The sequence below is a fragment of the Parvibaculum sedimenti genome (genome assembly GCF_009184905.1).
In the GTDB taxonomy this organism is placed as follows: domain Bacteria; phylum Pseudomonadota; class Alphaproteobacteria; order Parvibaculales; family Parvibaculaceae; genus Parvibaculum; species Parvibaculum sedimenti.
Window position 1 is genome coordinate 69,385 of the sequence record NZ_WESC01000014.1, and the last position, 23,238, is coordinate 92,622.

General features: G+C 63.2%; 23 protein-coding genes. 15 read left to right on the forward strand and 8 right to left on the reverse strand.

Features of this window, described 5'->3' with window-relative positions:
- Nucleotides 1-75 precede the first annotated feature (75 nt).
- From F2P47_RS14505 to F2P47_RS14515, 3 genes are all read right to left on the reverse strand, one after another.
- The gene (locus F2P47_RS14505; RefSeq protein ID WP_152217096.1) at nt 76-1,047 is read right to left on the reverse strand and encodes an alpha/beta fold hydrolase; all 972 of its coding nucleotides are present in this window, start codon (nt 1,045-1,047) and stop codon (nt 76-78) included.
- A 21-nt stretch (nt 1,048-1,068) separates the two neighbouring features.
- Nucleotides 1,069-2,574, reverse strand: a complete 1,506-nt coding sequence (locus F2P47_RS14510; protein WP_152217097.1) for an FAD-dependent oxidoreductase — start codon at nt 2,572-2,574, stop codon at nt 1,069-1,071.
- A 117-nt stretch (nt 2,575-2,691) separates the two neighbouring features.
- Nucleotides 2,692-3,069, reverse strand: a complete 378-nt coding sequence (locus F2P47_RS14515) for a DUF423 domain-containing protein (RefSeq protein ID WP_204886706.1) — start codon at nt 3,067-3,069, stop codon at nt 2,692-2,694.
- Between the two features lie 120 nt (nt 3,070-3,189).
- On the opposite strand from F2P47_RS14515, the gene F2P47_RS14520 reads away from it, so the two are divergent.
- Together F2P47_RS14520 and F2P47_RS14525 are read left to right on the forward strand one after the other, a co-directional pair.
- The gene (locus tag F2P47_RS14520; protein WP_152217098.1) at nt 3,190-4,053 is read left to right on the forward strand and encodes an alpha/beta hydrolase; all 864 of its coding nucleotides are present in this window, start codon (nt 3,190-3,192) and stop codon (nt 4,051-4,053) included.
- On the forward strand, nt 4,050-4,478 hold the full coding sequence (locus F2P47_RS14525) for a bleomycin resistance protein (protein WP_152217099.1): 429 nt from the start codon (nt 4,050-4,052) through the stop codon (nt 4,476-4,478). The genes F2P47_RS14520 and F2P47_RS14525 overlap by 4 nt, the downstream gene beginning before the upstream one ends.
- Nucleotides 4,479-4,484: 6 nt before the next feature.
- On the opposite strand, the gene F2P47_RS14530 is transcribed toward F2P47_RS14525, so the two are convergent.
- Complete coding sequence (locus F2P47_RS14530; RefSeq protein WP_152217100.1) at nt 4,485-5,120, reverse strand: TetR/AcrR family transcriptional regulator; 636 nt, start codon at nt 5,118-5,120, stop codon at nt 4,485-4,487.
- Nucleotides 5,121-5,250: 130 nt separating this feature from the next.
- Here F2P47_RS14530 and F2P47_RS14535 point away from each other — a divergent pair, with 130 nt between their 5' ends.
- The 9 genes from F2P47_RS14535 to F2P47_RS14575 all read left to right on the forward strand — a co-directional run bounded on the left by F2P47_RS14535 (nt 5,251) and on the right by F2P47_RS14575 (nt 13,166).
- The gene (locus tag F2P47_RS14535; protein ID WP_152217101.1) at nt 5,251-6,525 is read left to right on the forward strand and encodes a cytochrome P450; all 1,275 of its coding nucleotides are present in this window, start codon (nt 5,251-5,253) and stop codon (nt 6,523-6,525) included.
- A gap of 27 nt (nt 6,526-6,552) precedes the next feature.
- Nucleotides 6,553-6,720 carry a rubredoxin gene (locus F2P47_RS14540; RefSeq protein WP_152217102.1) on the forward strand — a complete coding sequence of 56 codons (168 nt, stop codon included), beginning with the start codon at nt 6,553-6,555 and terminating at the stop codon, nt 6,718-6,720.
- Between the two features lie 155 nt (nt 6,721-6,875).
- Complete coding sequence (locus tag F2P47_RS14545; protein WP_152217103.1) at nt 6,876-7,982, forward strand: Rv3169 family protein; 1,107 nt, start codon at nt 6,876-6,878, stop codon at nt 7,980-7,982.
- Nucleotides 7,983-7,991: 9 nt separating this feature from the next.
- Nucleotides 7,992-9,026 carry a phosphotransferase family protein gene (locus F2P47_RS14550; protein WP_152217104.1) on the forward strand — a complete coding sequence of 345 codons (1,035 nt, stop codon included), beginning with the start codon at nt 7,992-7,994 and terminating at the stop codon, nt 9,024-9,026.
- Nucleotides 9,023-9,472, forward strand: coding sequence for a hypothetical protein (locus F2P47_RS14555; RefSeq protein ID WP_152217105.1), 450 nt, complete (start codon nt 9,023-9,025; stop codon nt 9,470-9,472). The genes F2P47_RS14550 and F2P47_RS14555 overlap by 4 nt, the downstream gene beginning before the upstream one ends.
- Nucleotides 9,473-9,594: 122 nt before the next feature.
- Nucleotides 9,595-10,821, forward strand: coding sequence for an MFS transporter (locus tag F2P47_RS14560; RefSeq protein ID WP_152217106.1), 1,227 nt, complete (start codon nt 9,595-9,597; stop codon nt 10,819-10,821).
- Nucleotides 10,778-11,635 (forward strand): TauD/TfdA dioxygenase family protein, encoded by an 858-nt coding sequence (locus tag F2P47_RS14565; RefSeq protein ID WP_152217107.1) that lies wholly within the window; start codon nt 10,778-10,780, stop codon nt 11,633-11,635. The genes F2P47_RS14560 and F2P47_RS14565 overlap by 44 nt, the downstream gene beginning before the upstream one ends.
- Nucleotides 11,636-11,763: 128 nt before the next feature.
- On the forward strand, nt 11,764-12,777 hold the full coding sequence (locus F2P47_RS14570) for a zinc-dependent alcohol dehydrogenase family protein (RefSeq protein WP_152217108.1): 1,014 nt from the start codon (nt 11,764-11,766) through the stop codon (nt 12,775-12,777).
- A gap of 107 nt (nt 12,778-12,884) precedes the next feature.
- Nucleotides 12,885-13,166: a hypothetical protein gene (locus tag F2P47_RS14575; protein WP_152217109.1), complete on the forward strand. Its 282-nt coding sequence runs from the start codon at nt 12,885-12,887 to the stop codon at nt 13,164-13,166.
- Between the two features lie 28 nt (nt 13,167-13,194).
- Here F2P47_RS14575 and dgcA read toward each other — a convergent pair whose 3' ends face one another.
- The 3 genes from dgcA to F2P47_RS14590 all read right to left on the reverse strand — a co-directional run bounded on the left by dgcA (nt 13,195) and on the right by F2P47_RS14590 (nt 17,214).
- Nucleotides 13,195-14,178 (reverse strand): N-acetyl-D-Glu racemase DgcA, encoded by a 984-nt coding sequence (dgcA, locus tag F2P47_RS14580; protein WP_152217110.1) that lies wholly within the window; start codon nt 14,176-14,178, stop codon nt 13,195-13,197.
- 142 nt (nt 14,179-14,320) lie between these two features.
- Nucleotides 14,321-16,579: a CHASE2 domain-containing protein gene (locus F2P47_RS14585; protein WP_185681133.1), complete on the reverse strand. Its 2,259-nt coding sequence runs from the start codon at nt 16,577-16,579 to the stop codon at nt 14,321-14,323.
- A gap of 221 nt (nt 16,580-16,800) precedes the next feature.
- Nucleotides 16,801-17,214 carry a c-type cytochrome gene (locus tag F2P47_RS14590; protein WP_152217112.1) on the reverse strand — a complete coding sequence of 138 codons (414 nt, stop codon included), beginning with the start codon at nt 17,212-17,214 and terminating at the stop codon, nt 16,801-16,803.
- Between the two features lie 273 nt (nt 17,215-17,487).
- Between F2P47_RS14590 and F2P47_RS14595 the strand changes: the two genes are divergently transcribed.
- From F2P47_RS14595 to F2P47_RS14610, 4 genes are read left to right on the forward strand one after another with little or no spacing between them, the layout of a single operon-like run.
- Nucleotides 17,488-18,549, forward strand: a complete 1,062-nt coding sequence (locus F2P47_RS14595) for an MlaE family ABC transporter permease (protein WP_152217113.1) — start codon at nt 17,488-17,490, stop codon at nt 18,547-18,549.
- On the forward strand, nt 18,549-19,334 hold the full coding sequence (locus tag F2P47_RS14600) for an ABC transporter ATP-binding protein (protein WP_152217114.1): 786 nt from the start codon (nt 18,549-18,551) through the stop codon (nt 19,332-19,334). The genes F2P47_RS14595 and F2P47_RS14600 overlap by 1 nt, the downstream gene beginning before the upstream one ends.
- Before the next feature lie 18 nt (nt 19,335-19,352).
- Nucleotides 19,353-20,273, forward strand: coding sequence for an MlaD family protein (locus F2P47_RS14605; RefSeq protein ID WP_152217115.1), 921 nt, complete (start codon nt 19,353-19,355; stop codon nt 20,271-20,273).
- Complete coding sequence (locus tag F2P47_RS14610) at nt 20,270-20,926, forward strand: ABC-type transport auxiliary lipoprotein family protein (RefSeq protein WP_152217116.1); 657 nt, start codon at nt 20,270-20,272, stop codon at nt 20,924-20,926. Before F2P47_RS14605 ends, F2P47_RS14610 begins: the two co-directional genes overlap by 4 nt.
- On the opposite strand, the gene F2P47_RS14615 is transcribed toward F2P47_RS14610, so the two are convergent.
- Complete coding sequence (locus tag F2P47_RS14615; RefSeq protein ID WP_152217117.1) at nt 20,923-23,139, reverse strand: coiled-coil domain-containing protein; 2,217 nt, start codon at nt 23,137-23,139, stop codon at nt 20,923-20,925. The two genes, F2P47_RS14610 and F2P47_RS14615, sit on opposite strands and share 4 nt — an antisense overlap.
- Nucleotides 23,140-23,238: the final 99 nt, after the last annotated feature.

Consider the following 23,238-nt stretch of genomic DNA (forward strand, 5'->3'; position numbering starts at 1 on the left):
CAATTATGTAAGCCGCTTTCGGGGCATGCGAAAACGCCCCGGATTCGGTCCCGGGGCGCTTGTCGATGCGAGGGATCAGCCGAAGCGGCGCTTCAGCCAGTCGGTCATCAGCCGGTTGAGCGCTTCCGGCTGCTCTGCCTGCGTCCAGTGCCCGCACTCAGGGATTACATGCTTTTCGAGGTCTGGAACAAATCGCTCCATGCCGTCCGCCATTGAAGGCCGGAGCACGATGTCGTCCGCCGCCGAGATCATAAGGCTCGGCACGCTCACCTTCTCGACGAGACCTTCGGAGTCCTTCCAGTTGCGGGAGAAGTTCCGGTACCAGTTGATGCCGCCGGTGAAGCCCGATTTCCTGAAAGCGGCCGTGTAATAGGCGAGCTCTTCCTCGTTGAGCAGCACCTTGCCCGGCCAGAGGCTTTCATCCGCCGCGAAACCCTTGAGGAAGGCGAGATTCTTTTCAGACGCGGGCCGCGCGTCGAACTCGGCAAGCGTCATGCCGCTCTTGCGATACCAGAAGCGCATGGAGCGGGCGACGTCCTTGTCGAGCAGCGCGTCGGCCTCGCCATATTTCTGGAAGAAGACGATATACATGTCCTCGCCGAAGACGGCGCGCATGCCTTCGATGGGATCGATAGGGGAGCGCGGCATGAAGGGCGTGTTGACGCCAATGACGCCTGACACGCGGTCGGGATGACGCAGCGCCATCTGCCAGACGACGATGCCGCCCCAGTCATGGCCGGCGAAGATCGCCTTTTCGAGGCCGAGCGCGTCGAGCATTCCGGCGAGGTCGTCCGTCAGATGCTTCATGTCATAGAGCGGCACGGCTTCCGGCCCCTTTGGGCCCACCGTGTTGCCATAGCCGCGCTGGTCCGGCGCGATGACTCGGAAGCCTGCCTTGGCAAGCGCGGGCAACTGGTGCCGCCATGAATAGGCGAGTTCGGGAAAGCCGTGGCACAACACCACCGGCACGCCGTCCTTCGGGCCCTGTTCATAAACGGCCATGTCGATGCCGTTCGTCTTGACGTAATACGGCTCTGGAAATGCCATGTGGTGTCCTCCCTGTTTCTTTTAAGCCGCCGTCTTCAGCCGCTCGAAATCCGCCGTCGGCGAAAGGCCGAGCTTGGACAGCATTTCGCGACGGCCGGGCCCGAGCTTCGGCGGATAGAAGGCGGCGTTGCGTTTCTTGCCCTTCGCCCAGATGAAAAGAACCTTTGCGAAGTTCCACGGATTCTTCAGCCAGAGCGAGGGATGCTCGATCATGTGGAAGCCGCGCATGAAGGCGCGCATCAGCTGCATGTCGGAGCGTATGGCGGTCATCATGCCGTCCTCGACGAAGCTGCCGATGAGCCGCGCCTTGAGGCCTGGTTTGTAGTCGGGATCGAGTGCGTTCTTCGCGGTGCGGATCGCGGCCATGTCCTGCTGCACCATCGTGTCGTAATAGGGGCGCAGCTCCGCATCGACCTTCGCGTGGTATTTGACGGCGCGTTCAGCCGCGTCGCGCGTTTCCTCGAGCACGTCGCGCAGGATATGCGCCGACACGGCGGCAAAGGAGCAGCCGCGCCCGTAGAGCGGATTGGTGCGGATGAGACCGTCGCCGATGGGGAAATAGTTGAGAGCGACGGGCTTGCCGTCCTTGATCATATAGCGCCAGCGGCTCACCAGCTCGCCCATGCCATAGACGCGGCCCTTCGGCTCCGATGTCTCCGCCGCCGTCCATTTGGCGATGCCCGGAATCTCCGCGCAGATCGCGTCGAAGGTTTCGGGCTTCACGATGCAGCGGCGGATTTCCATTTCGGTTTCCGGCACTGCGAGCGTGATCGAGAAGCAGCGGTTGTCGGCGGGGAAAAGGCCGTATTTGATGTAGCGCATGTCGGCCGCGCCGGGCGCGTCGCCACGCTCCGGCGGCTCCACGCCATCTCGCAGGCGATAATGCCGCGTGAAATAGACGATGCCCGCGGGCGCCGCCACTTCATTGATCGCTGCGCCTTTCTCGCGCAGCCAATCGATGCCGAGGCTGTTCTTGCCGCCTGCATCGACCACGATGTCGGCGAATATCTCGCGCCGGCCCGTATCGTCATCCTCCGCGATCACGCCCCGCACACGCAAACTGCCGGCGCTGCGTTCGGTAATGAGACCGCGCACACGCGTCGGCGTATGAAAGTGGATATGCGGCTGGCGGGCCACATAGCGGCGCATCACAAGTTCGAGTGTCGTGCGGCGGCTGGTCAGAATGGTAAGGTCGTCATCCTCCGGCACCGGTTTGTAGAGGTGGCGGAGCTTCGGCGGAATATTCTCGGCAAAACCGATCTCGACGCAGCCCGCATCGAGCAGGTCCTTCATGAGGTCCGGGTAATTGTCGCGAATGAGCTTGTGCAGCCGGGCGAGGAAGGCGTGGCTGTGGCGCAGATGGCCGACGCCTTTCCGCTCCCATTGCTCGAATGCTTCGTCGGCGGAGGTTTCAGGCGGGGGCGGGTCACGGTCGAGGATCGTGATTTCGCGGCCCGTCGGCCCGAGCGCCAGTGCCGTCGAAAGTCCGGCGATCCCTGCGCCGATGATCAGAACCTGTTCGCCCATGCCTGCTCCCCACTTCGCCCGTTTTCGGGTCTCTCCACGAAACTGGACCGTGGTATAGTGATAAAGATAGGGAGCGGGGTGTGGCCTGTCCAGCGGGGCTGTGTGCGATTTCGTGGTTTATCCCGCAGACGGGAGCTTGAGCCCCGCCACGACAAGGCAGAGCCAGCCGATCATGAAGGCGACGCCGCCCAGGGGCGTGACCAGCACCAGCGCCTTGCTGCCCGTCAGTCCAAGGAAATAAAGCGAGCCCGAGAAAAGCACGATGCCCGCGACGAAGGCCCAGCCTGCCGTCGAGACGAGGGCGCTCGGCTCGCGTGAGGCGAGCCAGGCGACCGCCAGCAGCGCGAGCGCATGATACATATGGTAACGGACGCCAATTTCGAAGGTGGTAATCTGCTCCGGCGGCACGCGATGGGCGAGACCATGAGAGCCGAAGGCGCCGAGCGCGACCGCGAGGAAGCCAGACAGAGCGCCGATGGTGAGCCAGAGTTTCATGATCCTGTTTCCTTTAGCGGGCATGTTGATGACGCGCAGTCTAGGCGAAGAAGTGCAATCGCCCAAGCCGACGGAAGGGCCTATGCGGCAAGGTAAAAAACTGACCCAAGGAGATTTTTCATGAGGTCGTGTGCGTTGTGGATTCTTTCCCTGATCGTTGCCTTGTTTATCTCGGCTCCAGCTTCTGCAGGGCTCTTCAACAAGCGCATGGATATTCCGGCAGGCACGAAGGTCGAGCGCGACATTCCCTATGGCCGCTACAAGGACCAGCGCCTCGATGTCTTCATGCCTGCAGGCGTGAAAGGCGCGCCGATCATCCTGATGGTGCATGGTGGCGCATGGGCCGTGGGCGACAAGGAAATGGATCGTGTGGTCGAGAACAAGGTCGCGCATTGGGTGCCGAGGGGCGTGATCTTCGTGTCGGTCAATTACCGCATGATCCCGGATGCCGATCCTGTAACACAGGCGGACGATGTCGCGCGGGCGCTCGCCTTTGTGCAGAACAATGCAGCTTCATGGGGCGGAGATCCGGCGCGTGTGGTTCTGATGGGGCATTCGGCGGGCGCGCATCTGGTGATGCTTTTGACCGCGGACACAAGGATCGCGGCTGCTCAGGGCGCGAAGCCCTGGCTCGGCACGGTGTCGCTCGATAGCGGCGCGATGAACGTGCCCGAAATCATGAACGCCAAGCACTACCGCTTCTATGACCGCGCCTTTGGCGACGACCCTGCCTATTGGGAAAAGGCTTCACCCTATCAACGCCTGATGGGGCGTCCGAAACCCATCTTCATCGTCTGTTCGACAAAGCGCGAGGACTCCTGCCCGCAGGGACGCGCCTTTGCCGAGAAGGCGAGGGCGATGGGTGGCCGCGTCGGCGTGCTGCCGGTCGCGCTCACGCATCGCGAGGTGAATGAAGAGCTTGGCCTTCCGAGCGGCTATACGAACGCGGTCGATGACTTTCTGCGGATGTTGGGCTTGCCATGAGGCTCAATCCGCTCGTCCCGGAACTATATGTAAGCGATTTCGATCGCAGCCTTGGCTTCTACCGCGACGGGCTCGGCTTCGAGATTCTCTACATGCGCGGCGATGAGCGCTTCGCCTTCCTCGTCCGCGAAGGTGCGCAGCTGATGATTGAGCAGCCCGTCGATCCGGAGCGCATATGGAATACGGCGGAGCTTGCGGCGCCTTTCGGGCGCGGCATCAACTTCCAGATACGCGTCGGCGATGTCGATGCGCTACATGCCTCGCTTGAGGCGCATGGCGTTCCGTTCTTCCGGCCGATGGAAGAGAAGTGGTATCGCCGCGACGACGAGCTTCTCGGCAATCGTCAGTTCCTCGTGCAGGACCCGGATGGCTATCTGCTGCGCTTCTATCAGGATCTCGGCGCAACGCCGGTGACCCGCGCCTGACCGGCCTTATTTCGGCGCGCCGAGGCTGCGGCGAAGCGTGTTGAGCGCGGCCTCGCGGACGCTGGGAAGGTCCGTCGTCGGATCGATCAGGCATTGGGTGCTGATGCCGAGGAGAAGACTGCCCACCATGAGCGCCGATGTCTCGGCCACGAGGTCGAGCGCCACCGTGCCGTCTCTCTGGCCCTTTTCGATGAGTGTCCGGAAGCGTTCCTTCGCCCGCTGGTGAGAGGCGGCAAATGCGGTTCGCAGGCGGGAGAGGGTGGCGACGGAACCCGCCAGGGCGACGAAATAGGAGCGCACCGCCTGCTCCTCCTCGAGGTTCCGCAGATAGACGTCCACCGAGGCGAGAATCGCTTCGAGACCGGAGAGGTTTTCGATGTGATGGCCCGCCGCCAGTTCGTCCGACCGATCATGCAGATAGTCGATCAGCGCCTCGATCAGCCCGTCCTTCGAGCCGAATCGTTGGCTGGCGAGGCCGCGGCTATAGCCGGCCCGTGCGCCCACCTTTTCGAAGGTCGCTGCCTGAAAGCCTTCTTCTGCAATGAGTTCTGCGGCCGCGAGCAGCAGGCTGCGGTCGGATTGGGCGCGCCGTTCCGCCTGGGTGCGGCGAGCGGGCGCATGCTTTTCGGTCTCGAGCGACATATTTTCTATTTACATAGTTGTTGGACGTATAGCAACATTCATCCCAAGAACCAATGCCGCCGGAGAGGTCCGGCGTCCCGCCTGCGACGGCAACGACTGAACGGGGCGGTAGAACAGGGAGAGAGAACCTATGACGATTCCTCAGGAAATCGCCGACACCATTGTCGATCCGAAGGCCTATGCCGATGGAAAGCGTATCGACGACGCCTTCTCGTTTCTCCGCAAGGAAATGCCCCTCGCCCAGGCGACGCCGACGGACTACGACCCGTTCTGGGTGGTGACGAAGCATGCCGACATTCAGGAAGTCGAGCGGCAGAACGATCTCTTCCACAATGGCGACCGCGCCGCGACGCTGACGCCCCGGGAAGTCGACCAGAAGGTGCGCGAGATGATGGGCGGTTCGCCGCACCTCGTCCGTTCGCTGGTCCAGATGGATAACCCGGACCACATGGCCTATCGCCGCATTACGCAGGGCGCCTTCCTGCCGCAGAACCTGCGCAAGCTCGAAGACCGCATCCGTGAGATTGCGCGCGGCTTTGTCGATCGCATGGCGGAGAAGGGTGGCACCTGCGATTTCGCCCGCGACATTTCTTTCCTCTATCCGCTGCATGTCATCATGGAAGTGCTCGGTGTGCCCGAGGTCGATGAGCCGCGCATGCTCAAGCTGACGCAGGAACTTTTCGGAAGCGCCGACCCCGAGCTGAATCGCCTCGGTGCCGAGGTGAAGGATCCGGCGGCCGGTCTCGCCGCCGTCGCCGAGACGGTGGGTGAGTTCATCACCTATTTCAACGAGATGACCGAAGACCGCCGCCGCAAGCCGCGCGAGGATCTTGCCAGCCTCATCGCCAATGCGACGATCGACGGTCAGCCGCTCGATCATTTTGCAGCCATGTCCTACTACATCATCGCCGCAACAGCGGGCCATGACACGACCTCGAACACCACGGCGGGCGGCCTCTGGGCCATCGCCGAGCGTCCGGACCAGTTCAAACGTCTCAAGGCCGATCCCTCGCTCATCCCGTCCTTCCTTGAAGAGACGATCCGCTGGGTGACGCCGGTGAAGCACTTCATGCGCACGGCGACTGCCGACGCCGAAGTGCATGGCCAGAAGATCGCCAAGGGTGACTGGATGATGCTTTGCTATCCGTCCGGCAATCGCGATGAGGACGTGTTCGCCGATCCCTTCGAGTTCAAGATCGACCGTTCCCCCAACAAGCATGTCGCCTTCGGCTATGGCGCGCATGTCTGCCTCGGCCAGCATCTCGGCCGCATGGAAATGCGTGTGCTCTGGGAAGAGCTTCTGCCGCGTTTGGAGAGCGTCGAGCTGAACGGTACGCCCAGGCTGATGCAGGCGAACTTCGTCTGCGGACCGAAGTCGGTCCCGATCCGTTACAAGATGCATTGAGCGCATCTCTAGGAGGGAGAGCGTTTCATGAAAACCTGGCAATGCCGGACCTGCGGTTTCATCTATGACGAAGCCGAAGGTCTGCCGGAGGAAGGAATTCCTGCCGGCACAAAATGGGAAGAAATACCGGACGACTGGATCTGTCCAATGTGCGGAACGCCCAAGGCCGACTTCGACATGATCGAACTCGACTGAACGATAAGGAGCCGGCGCCTTATGAGGCGCCGGTTTTCCTTCGTTGGTTGACGTAGCGGCATGTGGCGCGAGTGTTGACCGCGCCGATGCCGCACTTCATTGTTCTCAAAACACGAAAATAACGGTCGGCAAGGTCGGCCAGGGGAGGTTTTGCCATGCTTACCAAGGCGGATGATTTTCCGATTCATCAAACAGCGGAGCCGATTGCCTATTCGGGCACGGACCGCAATTTCTACGACCGTTATTTCTTCAACGGCTACACCAAATCGGGAGACGTTTTCTTCGCCGCCGCGCTGGGCGTCTACCCGCATATCAACATCATGGATGCGTCCTTCTGCGTCGTCGTGAACGGTGTGCAGCACAATATCCACGCCTCGCGCTTCCTCAACATGGAGCGCATGGACACGCATGTCGGTCCGATCTCGGTCGATGTCGTCGAGCCGCTGCAGTCGCTCCGCATCCGTGTCGCCGACAACGAACATGGCATCCGCGCCGATGTGACTTTCCATGCGCGCACCCGCGCCCTGAAGGAGCCGCGCTTCACGCGCCGCAACGGGCCGCGCACGCTTATGGACCTCACGCGCCTCACGCAGAACGGCACTTACGAAGGCTGGATCGAAGTGAAGGGCCAGCGGTTCGAGGTGAAGCGCGACACCTTCTGGGGTACACGCGACCGTTCTTGGGGTGTGCGGACCATCGGCGCTTCCGATCCGCAGCCCATGGTTCCGCCCATGCCTTTCCAGTTCTACTGGCTCTGGGCGCCGCTCAACTTCGAAGACCGCATCACGCTTTATCACGTCAATGACGATGAGCATGGCGATGCGTGGAACCAGAACGCGGTCATGTGCCCCGAAGGCGGCGAGCCGGAAGAAATTTCGAATTGCCATTCGGAGCTTCAGTACATTCCCGGCTCGCGCCATGCCAAATCCGCGACCATCTTTCTCGACCACCACAAGGGTGGCCGGTCGCGCATCGACCTCACGCCCAAGTGGAACTTCTACATGCTGGGCCTCGGCTACGGCCATCCCGAATGGTCGCATGGTGCCTATAAGGGCGAGCTCGCGGTTGGCTATGAGGAGTTCAAGCTCTCCGAAGTGCCGAGCTACGTGCCGCCGCACCTCCACATCCAGGCCTTTGTCGATGCGAAGCTGACGCTGCCCGACGGTTCGACGCGCGCGGGCTCGGGCGTTCTCGAGCAGCTCATCATCGGCCCGCATGCGCCGTCCGGCTTCAGCGACATCCTCGATCCGTTCAAGGGCTGAGAGGGCATCATGGAAGAACTTGCAAGGCGCTTTGGTGTCTACCTTGCGCACAAGATGCCCCAGGCTTCGAATATCGAGGTCGCGGACGTCTCGCGCATTCACGGCGGCGCCAGCCGCGAAACCTTCCGGCTCAATGCGGCCTGGGACGAGGGCGGGCATCGCGTGGTGCGTCCTCTCATCCTGCGTCGCGATCCTGTGGCGAGCCTCATCGAGACCGAGCGCGATCTGGAATACAACGCCTATCGCGCTTTTCATCCCACGGGCCTGCCGGTGCCGGAGCCGCTCTATCTCGAAACCGATCTGAAATGGCTCGATCGGCCTTTCTTCGTGATGGAACAGATAGTCGGTTGCGCGGCGGGCGCGCCCTTCACGCCCGATCCCTATGGTCCGCTTGCGGAGAAGCTCGGCAAGCAATTCTGGACCCATCTCGGTCACATCGCTGCCGCCGATCCGGAGAAGCTCGGCGTCAGCATGGAGCCCGTCGCGCCTGATGAAAGTTGGAAGCGCGAACTCGACAAGTGGGAAAAGGTCATCGACGAGGATGAGCTTTGCCCGCAGCCGGTCGCCCGCGCGGCCATTCGTTGGATGCGTCGCAATCCGCCGCCGCCCGCGCAGAAGATCTGCGTCGTGCATGGTGACTACCGCACCGGCAATTTCCTCTTCAATCCGGAAGGGGAGATCAAGGCGATCCTCGATTGGGAAATGTGCCATCTCGGCGATCCGCTGGAGGATTTGTGCTGGGCGGCCGACCCGCTCTGGGGCTTCGACAACAAGGAGCGTCCGGGCGGCATGTTGAGCCGCGCGGAATCGCTGCGCCTCTGGCAAGAGGCGAGTGGCCTTGAGATCGATCCCAAGGGCTTGCGCTGGTGGGAGATCTTCAATTCGCTGAAGGGTCTCGCCATCTGGATTTCGGCGGGCAAGGAATATCAATCGGGCGCGAATCGCGATCCGATCCTCGCCCTGTCGAGCATCTATCCGACCGACGTTCACAACCGGGTGCTTGCGAAGGAACTCGCTGCCCTGTCGAAGGAGGCCCGCGCATGAAACCCGATGCAGACGTCATGCTCGGCGGCTTCGCCGGCACTCTGTTGATGGACATAGCCCCGCAGCTCGGTGGCGAATATACGCTCGGAAGCGTCGGCATCATTTCGATGTCGATGCTGATGATGGCGCAGGAAGTCGATCGTGCCGCCGAGATCCGCTACCAGGAGAATGCGCAGTTGCGCGCGCTTTTCGCAGAAGCGGCCAGGATCGTCGATGACAAGGATCTCGCAAAGAGGCTCGATGCCGCCTCTGCGACGAAGGACGAGTCGCTCCGCGTTCGCGCGCTCGACGCTTCGAACGACGCCCTGAAGAAGCTCCTGATCGAGCTTCAGGCCCTCGCCGAGGTTTCGAAAGCTCCCTGGGCCGCCGGTCTTGAGAGCAAGATCTGGGACTTCCTGCTCGGCAGCGTCGAAGCCCGCCGCTTCGTCTTCCCGGCCCTCGGCTAGGCTGAAATCGGGCAGCTCCTCCTCGGTCGGGGGAGCTGCCCCCCTCTTGCGCGGGCTATCCCATCGGCTATGACTGAGCGGCCCGGACAAATGGGTCACTCGGGGGTCATTCGGGCCACATCATGCCGCTCGCACTACGCCTGTCCGTCTTCTATGCCTCGCTCTGCCTGTTCTCGGGCGTGCAGGTGCCTTTCTTTCCCGTCTGGCTGAAGGCGAAGGGGCTCGGACCCCAGGAAATCTCCATCATCATGGCGGCGACCATGTTCCTGCGCATCGCCGCGGGGCCATTGTTCGCCTTCCTCGCCGACCGGCTGGATAATCGCCGCCGTGTCGTCATCGCGCTTGCCTGGGGTTCGCTGATCGCAGTCTGCCTCTATACGGTGAGCAACGGCTTCTGGCAGATATTCCTCGTCACGCTGCTGCTGATGTCGCTCTGGCCGTCGATCACGCCGCTGATTGAGGCACTGGCCATGAAGGCGGCGCATGACCACGGCATCGATTACGGACGTGTGCGCCTCTGGTGCTCCATCACCTTCATTGGCGCGAGCCTCGGCGTCGGCTGGCTGCTCGGGTGGCAAAGCCCGCTCGTCATTTCCACCTGTCTCATCCTCGCGATCATGGTCAATCTCGCTGGCGCCTATCTCCTTGCGCCGGAAGTGCCAACCCGGATGCGCAGTACACGGAATGGCGGTCAGCTCCGCGCCGCGCTTGCCATCGCCCGCGAACCCTTGTTTCTCATCGGTCTCGTGACCGCGAGCCTCATCCAGTCGACCCATGCGGTATATTACGCTTTCGGGACGTTGAATTGGCAGAAGCTCGGCTACAGCAACGAAGTGATCGGCATTCTCTGGGGTGTCGGTGTCGTGGCCGAAATTATCCTTTTCGCCTTTTCGGGCAAGGTGGTGGCGAGGGTAGGGGCTGTGCGTATGATGTCGCTCGGCGCGGCGGCTTCCGTCCTGCGTTGGGGTGTCACGGCCATGAGCCCGCCGCTCTGGGTGCTCTTTCCGCTTCAAACCCTCCATGCCTTCACCTATTGCGCGGCGCATCTCGGCACGATCCATTTTCTGGCGCGTGCCACGCCGCGCTCGCTTGCCGCCACCGCGCAGAGCCTCTACGCATCTCTTTCGGCGGGCGTTATGATGGGTGCCATGACGTTGGCCGCCGGTTCGCTCTACCAGTCGTTCGGACCACGGGCCTATCTGTTGAGCGCCGCTGTCGGCGCCGTTTCATTTTTCGGCACGCTCATCATCGGTGCACGCTGGAGCGGTGGGCCGTTGCTGGTGTTGGAAGAAGAGGGAAGTAACGATGACGATCGAGATCCTGCCCACGGGCGCGGCGCTGGGTGCTGAGGTTCGCGGGTTCGATATTTCGAAGCCCTTGAGCGGCGGCGACGCGACGGCGCTGAAAGAGGCGTGGGCAGATCACATCGTTCTGCTCTTTCGTGGCCAGAACCTTACCGACGACGATCTCATTCGCTTCTCGCGCCATTTCGGCCCTCTCGACATCGCGCCCGCCAGCGCCACCGATTATGCGGGCGCACAGGAAAAGTCGCGGCCGGAAATCTGGATCATCTCGAACGTGGTCGAGAACGGAAAACCCATCGGCGCGTTGGGCGACAAGGAGGCCGAGTGGCACACCGACATGTCCTATGTCGCGGAGCCGCCCATGGCGAGCGTTCTCTACTCGCTCGAAATTCCAGATCGTGGCGGCGACACGAGCTTCGCCAATATGTACAAGGCTTATGAAACGCTGCCCGCCGAATTGAGGCGTGCGACCGAAGGGCGTCTCGCCAATCATGACTCCAGCACCACCAGCGTCGGCGAATTGCGCGCCGGCGCGGGCGCCGTCCTCAATGTGCGTCAGGCGCCGGGTGCGAAGCACCCGATGGTGCGCACTCATCCGGTGACGGGCGGCAAAGCGCTCTATCTCGGTCGCCGTCTCAATGCCTATGTCGAAGGTCTCGAACTCGAAGAAAGCGAGCGCCTCCTTGATGCGCTCTGGGCGCATTGCGCCAAGCCGGAATTCGCCTGGACGCATCAGTGGAGGGTAGGCGATCTCCTGATCTGGGATAACCGCTGCGCTATTCATCGCCGCGATGCGTTCGACGGAAGGCAGCGCCGCGTCATGCATCGCACGCAGATCAAGGGCGACACGCCGAGGTAGGTCGTGCTTCCCTTGCGGCATGCCGCAAGGTCAATGCGCCGCGCGAACTCCCTCAAATCTTTGTGCGTTGACAAGACTCCCCACGCGTTCAGTTATTGAGCAAACAGAAACTCGACAGGGAGACAAACATGCGCGCTATCGTTCTGAAAGACGGCGTCGGTATCGACCACCTTCAGCTTGAAACCCGCGAGGTGCCGAGGGCCGGGCCGGGTGAAATCGTCGTTCGGCTCAAGGCTGGATCGCTCAACTATCGCGATCTCGCAACGGTCAATGGCTTTGGGCGCTCGGGTCCGGGCGCGCCCCTCGTGCCGCTGTCGGATGGCGCGGGCGAGGTGGTGGAAGTCGGCGCGGGCGTGACGCGGGTGAAACTCGGCGATCATGTCTGCCCGCAATTCTTCCAGACATGGTTCTCGGGCGGCCCGTCGCTTGCCGCGATCTCGCAGCCCCTCGGTGGTCCACTCGACGGTTGCGCGCAAGACTACATCAAGCTCTCCGCCGAAGGCGTCGCCAAAGCGCCGAAGAGCTATACGGCGGAAGAAGCTGCGACGCTTCCTTGCGCCGCGCTCACCGCTTGGCGCGCGCTCGTCGTCGAAGGAAGCATCAAGGCGGGCGATACCGTTCTGCTTCAGGGCACGGGTGGCGTTTCGATCTTTGCGTTGCAATTTGCCAAGGCCGCGGGCGCGCGCGTCATCATCACCTCGTCATCTGATGAAAAGCTCGAACGCGCAAGAGCGCTCGGCGCGGATCTCACCATCAACTACAGGAAAACGCCGGCCTGGGCGGACGAAGCCCGCAAGCTCACGCGCGGCTATGGCGTCGATCATGTCGTCGAGGTAGGTGGAGCGGACACGCTGTCGCAGTCGATCATGGCGGCGCGTATCGGTGGACATGTCGCCGTCATCGGCATTCTGTCTGGTCTGGTGAAGGATGTGAACGTTGCCGCGATCTTCTCGCAGAACCTTCGCATCACCGGCATCTCGGTCGGCAGCCGGGCACATTTCGAAGATATGGTCCGTGCGATCGAGGTCAACGACATCCATCCCGTTATCGACAAGCGTTATCCGCTCGAAGATGCGCGTGCTGCCTTCATGACGATGGCGGGTGCCTCCCACTTCGGAAAGATCGTCCTGAACATCGCCTGACGCATTTTGCCGCTCCCATTTGGGATGTTTGGCGGAGCCGGAAAGCGTATAGTCCGGCTCCATCGGCGCGTGTCCGGGAGGTCGCGTCCTTAACGAGGGTGGAGAACATGTTCCAGAAGATCGCGTCGGGGACCGTCCTGATGCTCGCATTGGTCCTGCCTTCCGTCGCTTCGGCGGATTGCTCCCACAAGGATTTCCGCGACAAGCAGGCGCGCATCGCCGCCATCGTTCATCAGGAGCAGGGAAGCGACGCCCGCAAGGCGCATCAGCTTCAGGTCCAGAGCCACGCCATCGCCGACGACCTGACGCATGGCGACATCATCGCCCTCGGCCACGCTTGCGGTGAGTTGGACGATCTCATCGCCAATGCGGCGAAGCAACACCCTTGAGCCGGGCGATGGCGGAAGGGGTGAATGCTTATCCCCACAGCGCCCGTTCCGGCGGCATCATCACGCTGCCGTCGTAACGAATGCCGTGCTCGCGGTCTTTCGCGAGCAGAAGCGGCCCGTCGAGGTCGACGAAGGTGGCGCCTTGCGCAATGAGCGCGGCGGGTGCCATGGCGAGCGACGTCGCGACCATGCAGCCTACCATCACGTCGAGCTTGCGCCGCCTGGCGCAGCGAATGACCGAGAGCGCCTCAGTGAGCCCGCCCGTCTTGTCGAGTTTCACATTCACATATTGATAGAGGCCGACGAGCCTCGTCATGCCTTCGAGCCCATGCGCGGATTCGTCCGCGCAAAGTGGAATGGGAGAGGTGAGCCCGCGCAGGGCTTCGTCCTCCTTTGCAGGCAGCGGCTGCTCGATCAGCGCGACATTGAATTTCGCGAGTTCCGTGGCGAGTGGCAGCACGTCGTCGGCCTTCCAGCCTTCATTCGCATCGACGATGAGCGTCGCCTCGGGCGCGCCTTCGCGCACCGCCGCGACGCGGGCGATGTCCTGTCCGTCGCCGCCGAGTTTCAGCTTCAGCAGCGGTCGCGCAGCGGCGGTCCGTGCTGCCTCGCGCATGGCGTCGGGCTCGGCAAGGCTCAGCGTGTAGGCGGTGGTGAGGGGTTTTGGTTCTTCGAGGCCTGCGAGCTTCCAGACAGGCTCGCCCGTGAGTTTCGCTTCCAGATCCCAAAGTGCGCAATCGACCGCATTGCGCGCGGCGCCGCGCGGCATGGCGCGCTGCAGTTCCTCGCGTGTCATGCCGTCGGCAAGCGCCTGGCTCGCGCCTTTGATCGAGGCCATGACGTCCTTCACGGTTTCCCCATAGCGGCCATAGGGGACGCATTCGCCGCGGCCCGTCGCGCTGCCGTCGCGAATGGTGACGGTGACGACATGGGCTTCCGTTTTCGATCCGCGTGAAATGGTGAAGGCGCCCGCGATGGGCCAGGTCTCGGTTTCGACGGAAATCTCGCGCATCGTCTGGATTCTTTCTTTCCACTCGTCATGGCCCGCTTATGCGGCGCGTGACGAATAGAGAGAGTGGAGGGCAATCATCTGGCCGGATGATGCCTTTCTCGCGCAAGGCCGCCAAGTCCAAAGATGCACGTTTCTGCGGATGTCAGATGCGGCCCGCATACCAGGAACCGTTCCAGTGCTCGCCGGGCGGGTTCGCCTCATATTGGGCAATCCGCGCTTCGTAGAAATCGTAAAGCGTCGAAATCGCGCCGTTGAGCTTGCGGCATTCGGTGATCGCCGCTCGCGCATCGGCCCAGCGCTGGTTGCGATAGGCCGAGAAGATCAGCGCATGCGCTTCCTGCAGCGCACGGAACTTGGGATTGGCGCGCATGATCGGGTCGCCCAGCAACGCAAAGACACGTCGGCCTTCGGGGTGGCGCGGCGTCGAGATGAGGTCGATTTCGAGGAGCGCATAGCGGTCGCCCACTGCGCGCTGCGTGCCTTCGCCCACAATGATGGCCGGGCCATAGTTCCGTGCATTGCGCTGGAGATGGGCGCCGAAGCTCACCGGTTCGCCGAGGACGCCGTAATCGAATTGGAGGATCGCGCCCATATTGCCCGTGGTCGCGAGCCCGGTGTCGATGCCGATCGAAAGGCTCAGCGGCACATGGCTCAGATGCTGGCGCCGCGCGTCCTCTTCGAGGAATTCGTTCAGCGCTTCGAGATTTTCGACCATGCGCAGCGCCGCGTCGCAGCCCTTGGACGCGTGTTCGTTGACGTCGAAAGGCGCGTTCCAGACAGCATAAAGCGTGTCGCCCACGGTGCGGTCCACCATGCCGTTGCGGTCCTGAACGATCTTCACCATCGGCGAGAAGAAGCGGTTGAGGATATCGGCATAGGCCTGGGGATCTTCGAGATAACGGTCGGCGATGATGTTGAAGCCGCGAAGACCCGCGACCACCGAGGTCACGGGCTTGAGCTGTCCCTCCGCCTGGACGAGGTTCGGATGCGCATGCACCCTGGCAAGGCCCGACGGCGAGAGGCGGCGCGAAAACTGGGCGTCGATGAACTGCGTCTGCTCCTCGGAATGGAGCTTCGTCATCAGCGCGCAGGTCAGGCTCGCGGCGATCAGCGTGAGGCCGCCAAGCGAGGGGTCGATGAGCCAGCGATGCGTCTCGAAGGCCCACCATGAGGCGTAGACGCCGCCGCAGCCGAGCAGCAGCGTGAGCATGAAGCCCCAGCGGAAGCGGAACAGGCTGAGCAGGATGATGACGAGAATGCCACCGACGAAAATGTAGAGCTGTTCGGCAGCCGTGGCCCAGCCCGGCCGCGTCAGGAAGGCGCCATCGAGGATCTGGTCGATTGCATTGGCTGCGATGGCGCCGGACGGCATCTGAATACCCGTCGGCGTGTCGTAGAGCCGTTGTGTGCCATTGGCCGAAACGCCGATCACGGCGACGCGGTCCTTGAGCGAGGAAATATCGGTGTCGCCATCAAGCAGCTTCGAGGCCGACATGGCGATCCGCGTGTCCGGCCCGCCGAAATAAAGCTGCAGCGCGCCATTGATGCTGGTCAGCGCGGCAAGGCCTGTATCGTCAATGGACACCTGTTCGACGCCCGGCTCCATGCCGAAAGTGAAGCCCATTTCGGATTCGGCGACATTCGCGTGGTAGCCCGTGCCGCCGCGCATCACGCGCAGCGCCTCGAGGATGTTGGAGGGATAGAGCGTTCCGCCGAGATTGACGAGCATGGGGAGCGTGCGCACGGCGGTCCCCGGCGTCTGGTCGGGTAGCGTTGCGCCGCCGCCTTTGGCTGCGGCCTCGAAGGAGGCAAGGCTCGGGCGCCAGAGCGCATAGGTGGCGGCATAGTGGCGGGCATCGCTGCCTTGCGAAGCAATATTGGCATGCGCGACCGGCGCGCGGACGTCGCCGAGCGGCGCCTTGCCCGGCTCGAAGGAAATCACCGAGGGCGTGGCCGCCAGCAGCGCTGCGAATGCCTGTTCGTGATCGGGCAGGCTGGCGAGGCCTTCCCGCAGTTCATAGGAGGTTGAATCCGGCAGCGGCGTCCAGAGCTTCAGCAGCGAGGCCGTCGAGGTCGGGTCCTCCTCGTAAAGCGGCATGTCGAGGAGGATTGCGCTGGCGCCTGCGGCCCGCACGGCATTCACGAGATCCACGAGCCGCTTGCGCGGCCAGGGCCAGGTGTCATAGCGCTGCGCGCTTTCGGAGCCGATGTCGATATAGACCGCATGGGGGCCGTCGGGCCCGGCCTTGCGCGGCTCGATGCGCTGATAGATGTCGAAGACGTGGTCGCGCAGCGCCGTCGCCAGACCGCCGATGTCATAAATCGAAAGGGCGAGGCTCAGCACGAGCACGAGGCCCGGCAGGATCGCCGAAAGTCTGTGGAATGCAGGTGTCGATTCCATCGTCTCTCTCACGCATCGCCGGCCTGTTTCGGCGCGGCCATGCCCCGGTTCTGGACACTGTGTATCTGCCGTTGTCCTGTTGCGAGACAATGACAGCATCGCCAAGGTCGGCGGTGCAGCTTCCGTTCCAGCGGGAGTGGAGAGTTAACGGGAACCTTTCCCGGCCCCCGTCGCGTCGCGCGGAAAGGGCCGGGAAGGGAGGTCGTCTCGCGCTTCTGCGCTTACTTCGTGTGGCCGGCGGCCTTTTCGAGAAAGGCGATCAGGTCCTTGCGGTCCTCGGGCTTCTTCAACCCGATGAAGGTCATGTTCGTGCCGGGAACGAAGGCGGCGGGCTTCTCAAGATAGGCGAAGAGGTTGTCCTCGCTCCACTTCAGGCCTTCCGTGCCCTTCTTCGTCATGGCGGCGGAATATTTGTAGCCGGCATGCGAAGCAGCTGGGCGATCGAGGATGCCATGCAGGTTCGGACCGACCCGGTTCGGACCACCTTCCTCGACGGTGTGGCAGGCGGCGCACTTCTTGAAAACCTTTTCGCCCTTTTCGGCGTCGCCACCTTTCCAGTCGTCGTTGGCCGAAGCTACGCCCGCGAGCGACATGGCGAGCGCAAATGTGGCCAATCCGTTCAGAACCGCCTTCATGATGGAATCTCCTTGGTGTTCTCTAATTCTTGCGTACGCGGGCACAGCGGAGCGGCGCGCTCCGTCTGGCTATGGCGTCCGCTCCTAGGCTAAACTAACTTTCGGCCTAGGTAAGGGCATGCGTCAAACTGGCGCGTGAATTTTTGGACACCTGGAGGCGGTTTGGCGGAAGCATCAGGCGCTCAAGGGCCCTCCGGTCAGGGGGCTGCCGCCTCCTATGCGGTCATAGACAGGGTGGGCGGATTCACTTTCCGCCCGGCGGGAGACTGGTCTGTGACCCCCATTCTCGCGATCGACGACGATCTGCGCGCCTTCGTCGCCGCAAAGCCAGTTGGGGAAAGCGCCGTTTTCGACATGTCGGCCCTCATCCGTCTCGACACCGCCGGCGCATGGCTCATCGATCGCACGGTTGCCTCGCTCGAAGCGCAGGGCGTCAAGGTCAGCTATGAGGGGCTGAAGGAGGGACACAAGATCCTGCTCGACAAGGTGGGCGAGGGCGGGGTGCCAAAGCCCACCGTTCCGGAGCGGTCGTCGCTCTATGTCGAGGTAGTGGGGCGTATCGGCGCCGCGGTCGTGGCCATGGGGTTGGAGACGCTCACCTTCGTCGAGTTCCTGGGCCATGTCCTCGCCACGATCTGGCGCAGCATCCGCCACCCGAGCCGGTTCCGCCTGACGCCGCTCGTCCATCACATGGAAAAGGCGGGCTTCGACGCGCTTCCACTCGTCTGCCTGCTCACCTTTCTCATCGGCGCGGTGATCGCGCAGCAGGGCGCGACGCAGCTTCGCCGCTTCGGTGCGGATGTCTTTACCGTCAACCTCATCGCCATCATCTTCCTGCGCGAAGTCGGTATCCTGCTCACCGCCATCATCGTCGCGGGCCGTTCCGGCAGCGCCTTCACCGCCGAAATCGGTTCGATGAAGATGCGCGAGGAAATCGACGCCATGCGCACCCTCGGCCTCGATCCGATGGACATGCTGGTGGTGCCGCGCGTCCTCGCGCTGCTCTTCACCATGCCGCTTCTTGCCTTTATCGGCGACATCATGGGTCTCATCGGTGGCGGTGTCGTCGCGGTCATGCAGCTCAACATGTCGCCCGCCGTCTATATAGAAAGGCTTCGCGCGGCGGCCGATTTCTGGACATTCGGCGTAGGTCTTCTGAAGGCGCCCTTCATGGCGATCGTCATCGCGCTTGTCGGCTGCCGTGCCGGCCTCGATGTTACGGGCAGCGCGGAATCCGTTGGTACACAGACGACGAGTTCGGTCGTCCGCTCGATCTTCCTCGTCATCATTCTCGATGCGATCTTCGCCATGTTCTTCACCGCAGTGGGGATCTGATGGAGAGCGGGAACCAGATCGTCGAGGAACCGATCATTGAGGTGCAGGGCCTTCTGACGAAGTTCGACGATCACGTCATCCACGAGAATCTCGATCTCTCGGTGAAGCGGGGCGAAGTGCTGGGCATCGTCGGCGGTTCGGGCACAGGCAAGTCCGTGCTTCTGCGCACCATCCTCGGGCTCAAGTCGCCGGATGGCGGCAATATCCGTGTCTTCGGGAAAGACCTCGAAATGCTGCCGGAAGATGAACGCCGCGCGCAGGAACGGCGGTGGGGCGTGCTCTTTCAGGAGGGTGCGCTTTTCTCCGCACTCACCGTCGCCCAGAACGTGCAGGTCGCCTATCGCGAACATCTCCATATGGGCCAGAAGCTCATGGATGAGCTGGCGGCGGTGAAGATCGCCATGGTGGGGCTTCGCTCCGGTGCGGCCGATCTCTTCCCCTCGGAGCTTTCCGGCGGCATGAAGAAGAGGGCGGGGCTTGCCCGCGCGCTTGCGCTCGACCCTGAAATCCTCTTTCTCGACGAGCCCACGGCGGGCCTCGACCCCATCGGTGCCGCCGCTTTCGACGAACTCATTACAGACCTCGCGCACACGCTCGGCCTCACCGTCGTCATGGTGACCCACGATCTCGACACGCTTTACGCGACCTGCGACAGGATAGCTGTGCTGGCCGAGCGGCGTGTTATCCTGATTGGAACGATTGACGACATGTTGCAGAGCGAGCACCCCTGGATCAGGGAATATTTCCACGGCCCGCGCGCGCGCGCGGCCTTTGCTGGCAAGTAGGCGAACCCGGGCGACATCATGGAAATCAAATCGAACAATGTCCTGATCGGGACTTTCGCGCTGGTGGTGCTGGCCTGCATCTTCGGCTTTGCGCTCTGGATCAGCCAGGTGCAGCTCGATCGCCAATATTCCTACTACCAGATCATTTTTCGCGGCTCCGTCTCCGGCCTGAGCAAATCGGGCTCCGTTCAATTCAACGGCCTACCGGTCGGGCGTGTGATGGATCTTCACCTTGCCGAGAACGATCCGAGCGAGGTCGTCGCGCTGATCCAGCTCGACGCGCGCACGCCTGTGAAGGAAGACTCGATCGCCCAGCTCGAAGCCTCGGGCATCACCGGCGTCGCCGTCATCCAGATCACTGGCGGCAGCCCCGGCTCACAGCTTCTGAAGCCGAAGAATGGCGAGGCCTATGCGGTCATTCGCGGTGCACCCTCGACCTTGCAGGAGCTTGCGAAGTCGGCGCCCGAAACGCTGCAGAGCGCGAACAAGCTGTTGCAGGAGCTGAACGCGACGCTCGCCAACAATCAGAAGTCGATCGGCCATGTGGTCGAGAACCTCGACAGGCTCTCGACCGAGCTTGCCGACAGTTCGGGCGACATGAAGAGGGCGATCAAGAACCTGGCCGATGCGTCGGAACATTTCAGCTCTCTCAGCCGCAGCGCCGACAGTCTCGTCAAGAATGATGCCAAGGGACTCATCGCAGATCTGCGCAACACCTCGGATTCCTATCGCAAGGTTGCGGAGAATCTCGATCAGCTTCTGCGCGTCAACGGTCCGGCGATCAATCGCATGAGCAGGGACGGGCTGACCCAGATCCCGCAGCTCGTCTCGGAGACGCGCGACCTCGTCACCGCGCTCGATCGTATCGTTTCCCGCGCCCAGGACGATCCGGCGCGCTTCCTCATCGGCAAAAACGTTCCGGAAGTGAAAGCACAATGAACCCGCTTCATCGTTTCGCGCGGCGCAGTGCGGCGCTTGTCCTTCTCCTTCCGCTTTGCGCCTGCGCGCTGGCGAACGTCGCCAGCGAGCCGCCGCCGCAGCTCTTCACGCTGACAGCGGGGCATCCCGCGCCGGCATCGTCCAATGCGCTGAAGCCCGCTCAGGTCGTGGTGGATGAGTTCTCCGCCCCCGCCGTCATCGACAGTGCGCGCATCGTTCAGCAGTCGGGCGTGAACGAACTCAAATATTACGCCGACGCCCGCTGGGCGGACCGGGCGCCGCGCCTGATCCAGAACCTCATGGTCGAGACGATGGAAAACTCCGGTCGCTTCGCTTCCGTCGCGACGCGGGGCGCCGATCTCCGCGGCGATTACGAGCTCACAGGCGATATCCGCCAGTTCGCCGTCGACGCGACGAACCCGTCGGGCCTTACGGTGAAGATCGAGCTTTACGCGCGGCTGGTGCTTGAAAACGAACGCACCATCGTCGCCGTCAAATCCTTCGGTGCCTCCGTGCCCGTCAGCGGCAGCGGCATATCCGCCATTGTCGCGGCCTATGACATCGGCCTCCGCCAGACTCTCGAAGGCATAGCGGTCTGGGCCGACGAAAACGCCCGTCTCGCAGCGGCAAAGGCCGCCGCTCCGCAGAGCTAGGCCAGCTTGCCGCTCGCCTGGGCAAGAATCAGATAGGCCTTGCCGGTGTCCGAGGTGAGATAGGTTTCGGCGAGGATGTTCTCCCTATCGCGCGTCGATGCGGAGGCGAGCAGCCGTTCGAAGAGCGAGACGAACCTGTCGACATGGTCGCGGAACTCCTCGTCGCCGCGATATTTGACGGCGATACGGTCGTAGAGCTGGCGGCCCGCGATATTGTAAAGCCGCCGCGCGAAGACATTGCGCTCGCCCGCCTGATAGCGCTGCCAGAGTTCGGCGGGCGGGCTTTGTTCCAGCGCGCGGTCGAGGTCGACGGCGAGTGCCTGCAATGTCTCGATGACCTGAAGCGACGAGCGGTGGAATTCGCTGTCGCTCATGCCGTCGGTCAGCTCGCCGGGCTTCGGCGGCGCGTCCCGGTCGGGCAGGCGCTCGGCTGCGGCGAGCAGATCGGAAATGCCCCAGTTGCGCGAGGTGTCGGCAGGCCGAGAGGCATCCGGCCATGCCATGTCCGGACGGGGCGGGGGCGGCGGCGTTTCGCCCGCATGAGCAGGCGCCGCGTAACCGGGAGACGTGCGGTCCAGCGTCCGCGCATGCCGCGTCACGATGTCGGCGATGGAGGCGAGCGCCGAAAGCTGGTCCTGCAAGACATGATTGAGCGACGCCGCGCTCGCAGCCGCCTCCACGGGCATGCGTGAGAGCCGCGCTTCGAGTTCGCTGGAGGCTTCCTGCATCGCGCGGCCCGCTTCCTTCGCCGCGCCGCCAAGGCGGATCATGGCGGCGTTGAAGCGCTCGCCCGCATGGTCGCTGTCGGACACGGCCTTGGTCACGATGACGCGCAAGGCGTTCGTGCGCTCCGCAATATCGGTGGATAGCGTGGCCGCCGCCTTCGTCACATCATTGGCCATCATGGATGTCGCGGCGCGGATCTGGGTCACCGTTGCGCCAATGGCGTCTGCCGCGGCTCGCGTCACGTCTTCACCGAGCGCGCCCGTGGCGCCACGTAACTCGTCGACCGTTGCGCCGATGGCCCGCGTTGCCGCGCCCGCCGACCGGCTGATCGTGCCCGACGCTTCGCTCATCTCCGCGACCGCGCGCAGAATGTCGGCGGAGATCGTTTCGTCGAGCGCCTTGGCTCGTTCCGCCGCATTGTCGAACGTGGCGTTGAGACGCGCGGCAAGTTCCGCCGCGGCGTGGCCGATCTCCTGCGTCCGTTCGTTCATCGCCTGATCGGCAGCGAGCATATTGTCGCGATGCTCCTCGAAAACGGCTTCGAGCTTTTCGCGCTCCGTGCTGAGCCTCTCTGCCGCTTCGCCGATGAGTTGGCGCTTCGTCTCATAGCGCTGCGCCAGCGTGTCGGCCTGTGAAAGCGCCGCATTCGCCACGACTTCGAGGCGCGAGGCCTGCCTGTCGAGCATGGAGGTGGTGGCGTCCGCGCCCGCGCGCGCGGCCTCGCTCACCCGGGCGAGCGTTTCCGTCTGCGCGACGATGCGCGTGCCGGCATCGTCGAGCGTCGTTGCCGCCTTGTCGACGAGCCCGCGCACGGCATCCACCTGTTCGCGGATCGAGCGGGCGACCGTGTCGCTCTCGCTGCCGATGGCGCGGGCAAGTTCGCCGAGGCCCTCGCGCTGCTCGCTGAGAAGTTCACCCATCACGCGGGTGCGCTCTTCCGCGCGGCCCGTGCCTTTGTCGATCGCGTCGAGTTCTTCCGCGACCAGCGCGTTGAGACGCACGGTCTCGGCCAGCGCTTGCGCCAGCCCTTCCTTCATCGCATCGAGCTCGCGGCGCACGGCCTGCGAAATGGTGATGATCTCTTCGCTCGCCGGATCGGCGGGGTCGGTCATGCGGATCGCGGTGCGCGCCAGCGCCTCCGCCATGAGCTTCATCTCCTGTCCGCGCCAGATGGCATAGGCGGCGAACCAGACGAGAATGATGGGCAGCGCCGCGCCGAGGCCGATCAGCACGAGCTCGTTCGGCGTGAGCTTCGATAGCCCCTCCGCGCCGTAAAAACCCCAGAGGTAAGCCGCCGCCGCGCCGACGCAGAAGAGGCTCGCCACCGCCGCCGCCGCCGGAATGCGCCTCGAAGGCCGCCGCGCGATCAGCCGGTAGAGCGCGCCCGCCGCAGGCGAGTCCTCATTGGCCGCCTTCACCGGCAGCTCATTGGCTGCCGGAGATTCCGCGGTTTCAGGCGCCCTGGGCGCCAAATCCAGTGTTTTCATGGTCTTTTGCCCCTAGCCGAAGCTCGAACTTCAACCTGTCGGAAGGCGGCCTGTCCGTCAACCGGCCAGCGCCCCGGGCGGCCCCCGGTGTGAATGGTA

Bases quoted from the DNA above. Each gene is read 5' to 3' on its own strand.
- F2P47_RS14505 (WP_152217096.1), bottom strand. From the start codon at position 1,047: ATGGCATTTCCAGAGCCGTATTACGTCAAGACGAACGGCATCGACATG.
- F2P47_RS14510 (WP_152217097.1), bottom strand. From the start codon at position 2,574: ATGGGCGAACAGGTTCTGATCATCGGCGCAGGGATCGCCGGACTTTCG.
- F2P47_RS14515 (WP_204886706.1), bottom strand. From the start codon at position 3,069: ATGAAACTCTGGCTCACCATCGGCGCTCTGTCTGGCTTCCTCGCGGTC.
- F2P47_RS14520 (WP_152217098.1), top strand. From the start codon at position 3,190: ATGAGGTCGTGTGCGTTGTGGATTCTTTCCCTGATCGTTGCCTTGTTT.
- F2P47_RS14525 (WP_152217099.1), top strand. From the start codon at position 4,050: ATGAGGCTCAATCCGCTCGTCCCGGAACTATATGTAAGCGATTTCGAT.
- F2P47_RS14530 (WP_152217100.1), bottom strand. From the start codon at position 5,120: ATGTCGCTCGAGACCGAAAAGCATGCGCCCGCTCGCCGCACCCAGGCG.
- F2P47_RS14535 (WP_152217101.1), top strand. From the start codon at position 5,251: ATGACGATTCCTCAGGAAATCGCCGACACCATTGTCGATCCGAAGGCC.
- F2P47_RS14540 (WP_152217102.1), top strand. From the start codon at position 6,553: ATGAAAACCTGGCAATGCCGGACCTGCGGTTTCATCTATGACGAAGCC.
- F2P47_RS14545 (WP_152217103.1), top strand. From the start codon at position 6,876: ATGCTTACCAAGGCGGATGATTTTCCGATTCATCAAACAGCGGAGCCG.
- F2P47_RS14550 (WP_152217104.1), top strand. From the start codon at position 7,992: ATGGAAGAACTTGCAAGGCGCTTTGGTGTCTACCTTGCGCACAAGATG.
- F2P47_RS14555 (WP_152217105.1), top strand. From the start codon at position 9,023: ATGAAACCCGATGCAGACGTCATGCTCGGCGGCTTCGCCGGCACTCTG.
- F2P47_RS14560 (WP_152217106.1), top strand. From the start codon at position 9,595: ATGCCGCTCGCACTACGCCTGTCCGTCTTCTATGCCTCGCTCTGCCTG.
- F2P47_RS14565 (WP_152217107.1), top strand. From the start codon at position 10,778: ATGACGATCGAGATCCTGCCCACGGGCGCGGCGCTGGGTGCTGAGGTT.
- F2P47_RS14570 (WP_152217108.1), top strand. From the start codon at position 11,764: ATGCGCGCTATCGTTCTGAAAGACGGCGTCGGTATCGACCACCTTCAG.
- F2P47_RS14575 (WP_152217109.1), top strand. From the start codon at position 12,885: ATGTTCCAGAAGATCGCGTCGGGGACCGTCCTGATGCTCGCATTGGTC.
- dgcA (WP_152217110.1), bottom strand. From the start codon at position 14,178: ATGCGCGAGATTTCCGTCGAAACCGAGACCTGGCCCATCGCGGGCGCC.
- F2P47_RS14585 (WP_185681133.1), bottom strand. From the start codon at position 16,579: ATGGAATCGACACCTGCATTCCACAGACTTTCGGCGATCCTGCCGGGC.
- F2P47_RS14590 (WP_152217112.1), bottom strand. From the start codon at position 17,214: ATGAAGGCGGTTCTGAACGGATTGGCCACATTTGCGCTCGCCATGTCG.
- F2P47_RS14600 (WP_152217114.1), top strand. From the start codon at position 18,549: ATGGAGAGCGGGAACCAGATCGTCGAGGAACCGATCATTGAGGTGCAG.
- F2P47_RS14605 (WP_152217115.1), top strand. From the start codon at position 19,353: ATGGAAATCAAATCGAACAATGTCCTGATCGGGACTTTCGCGCTGGTG.
- F2P47_RS14610 (WP_152217116.1), top strand. From the start codon at position 20,270: ATGAACCCGCTTCATCGTTTCGCGCGGCGCAGTGCGGCGCTTGTCCTT.
- F2P47_RS14615 (WP_152217117.1), bottom strand. From the start codon at position 23,139: ATGAAAACACTGGATTTGGCGCCCAGGGCGCCTGAAACCGCGGAATCT.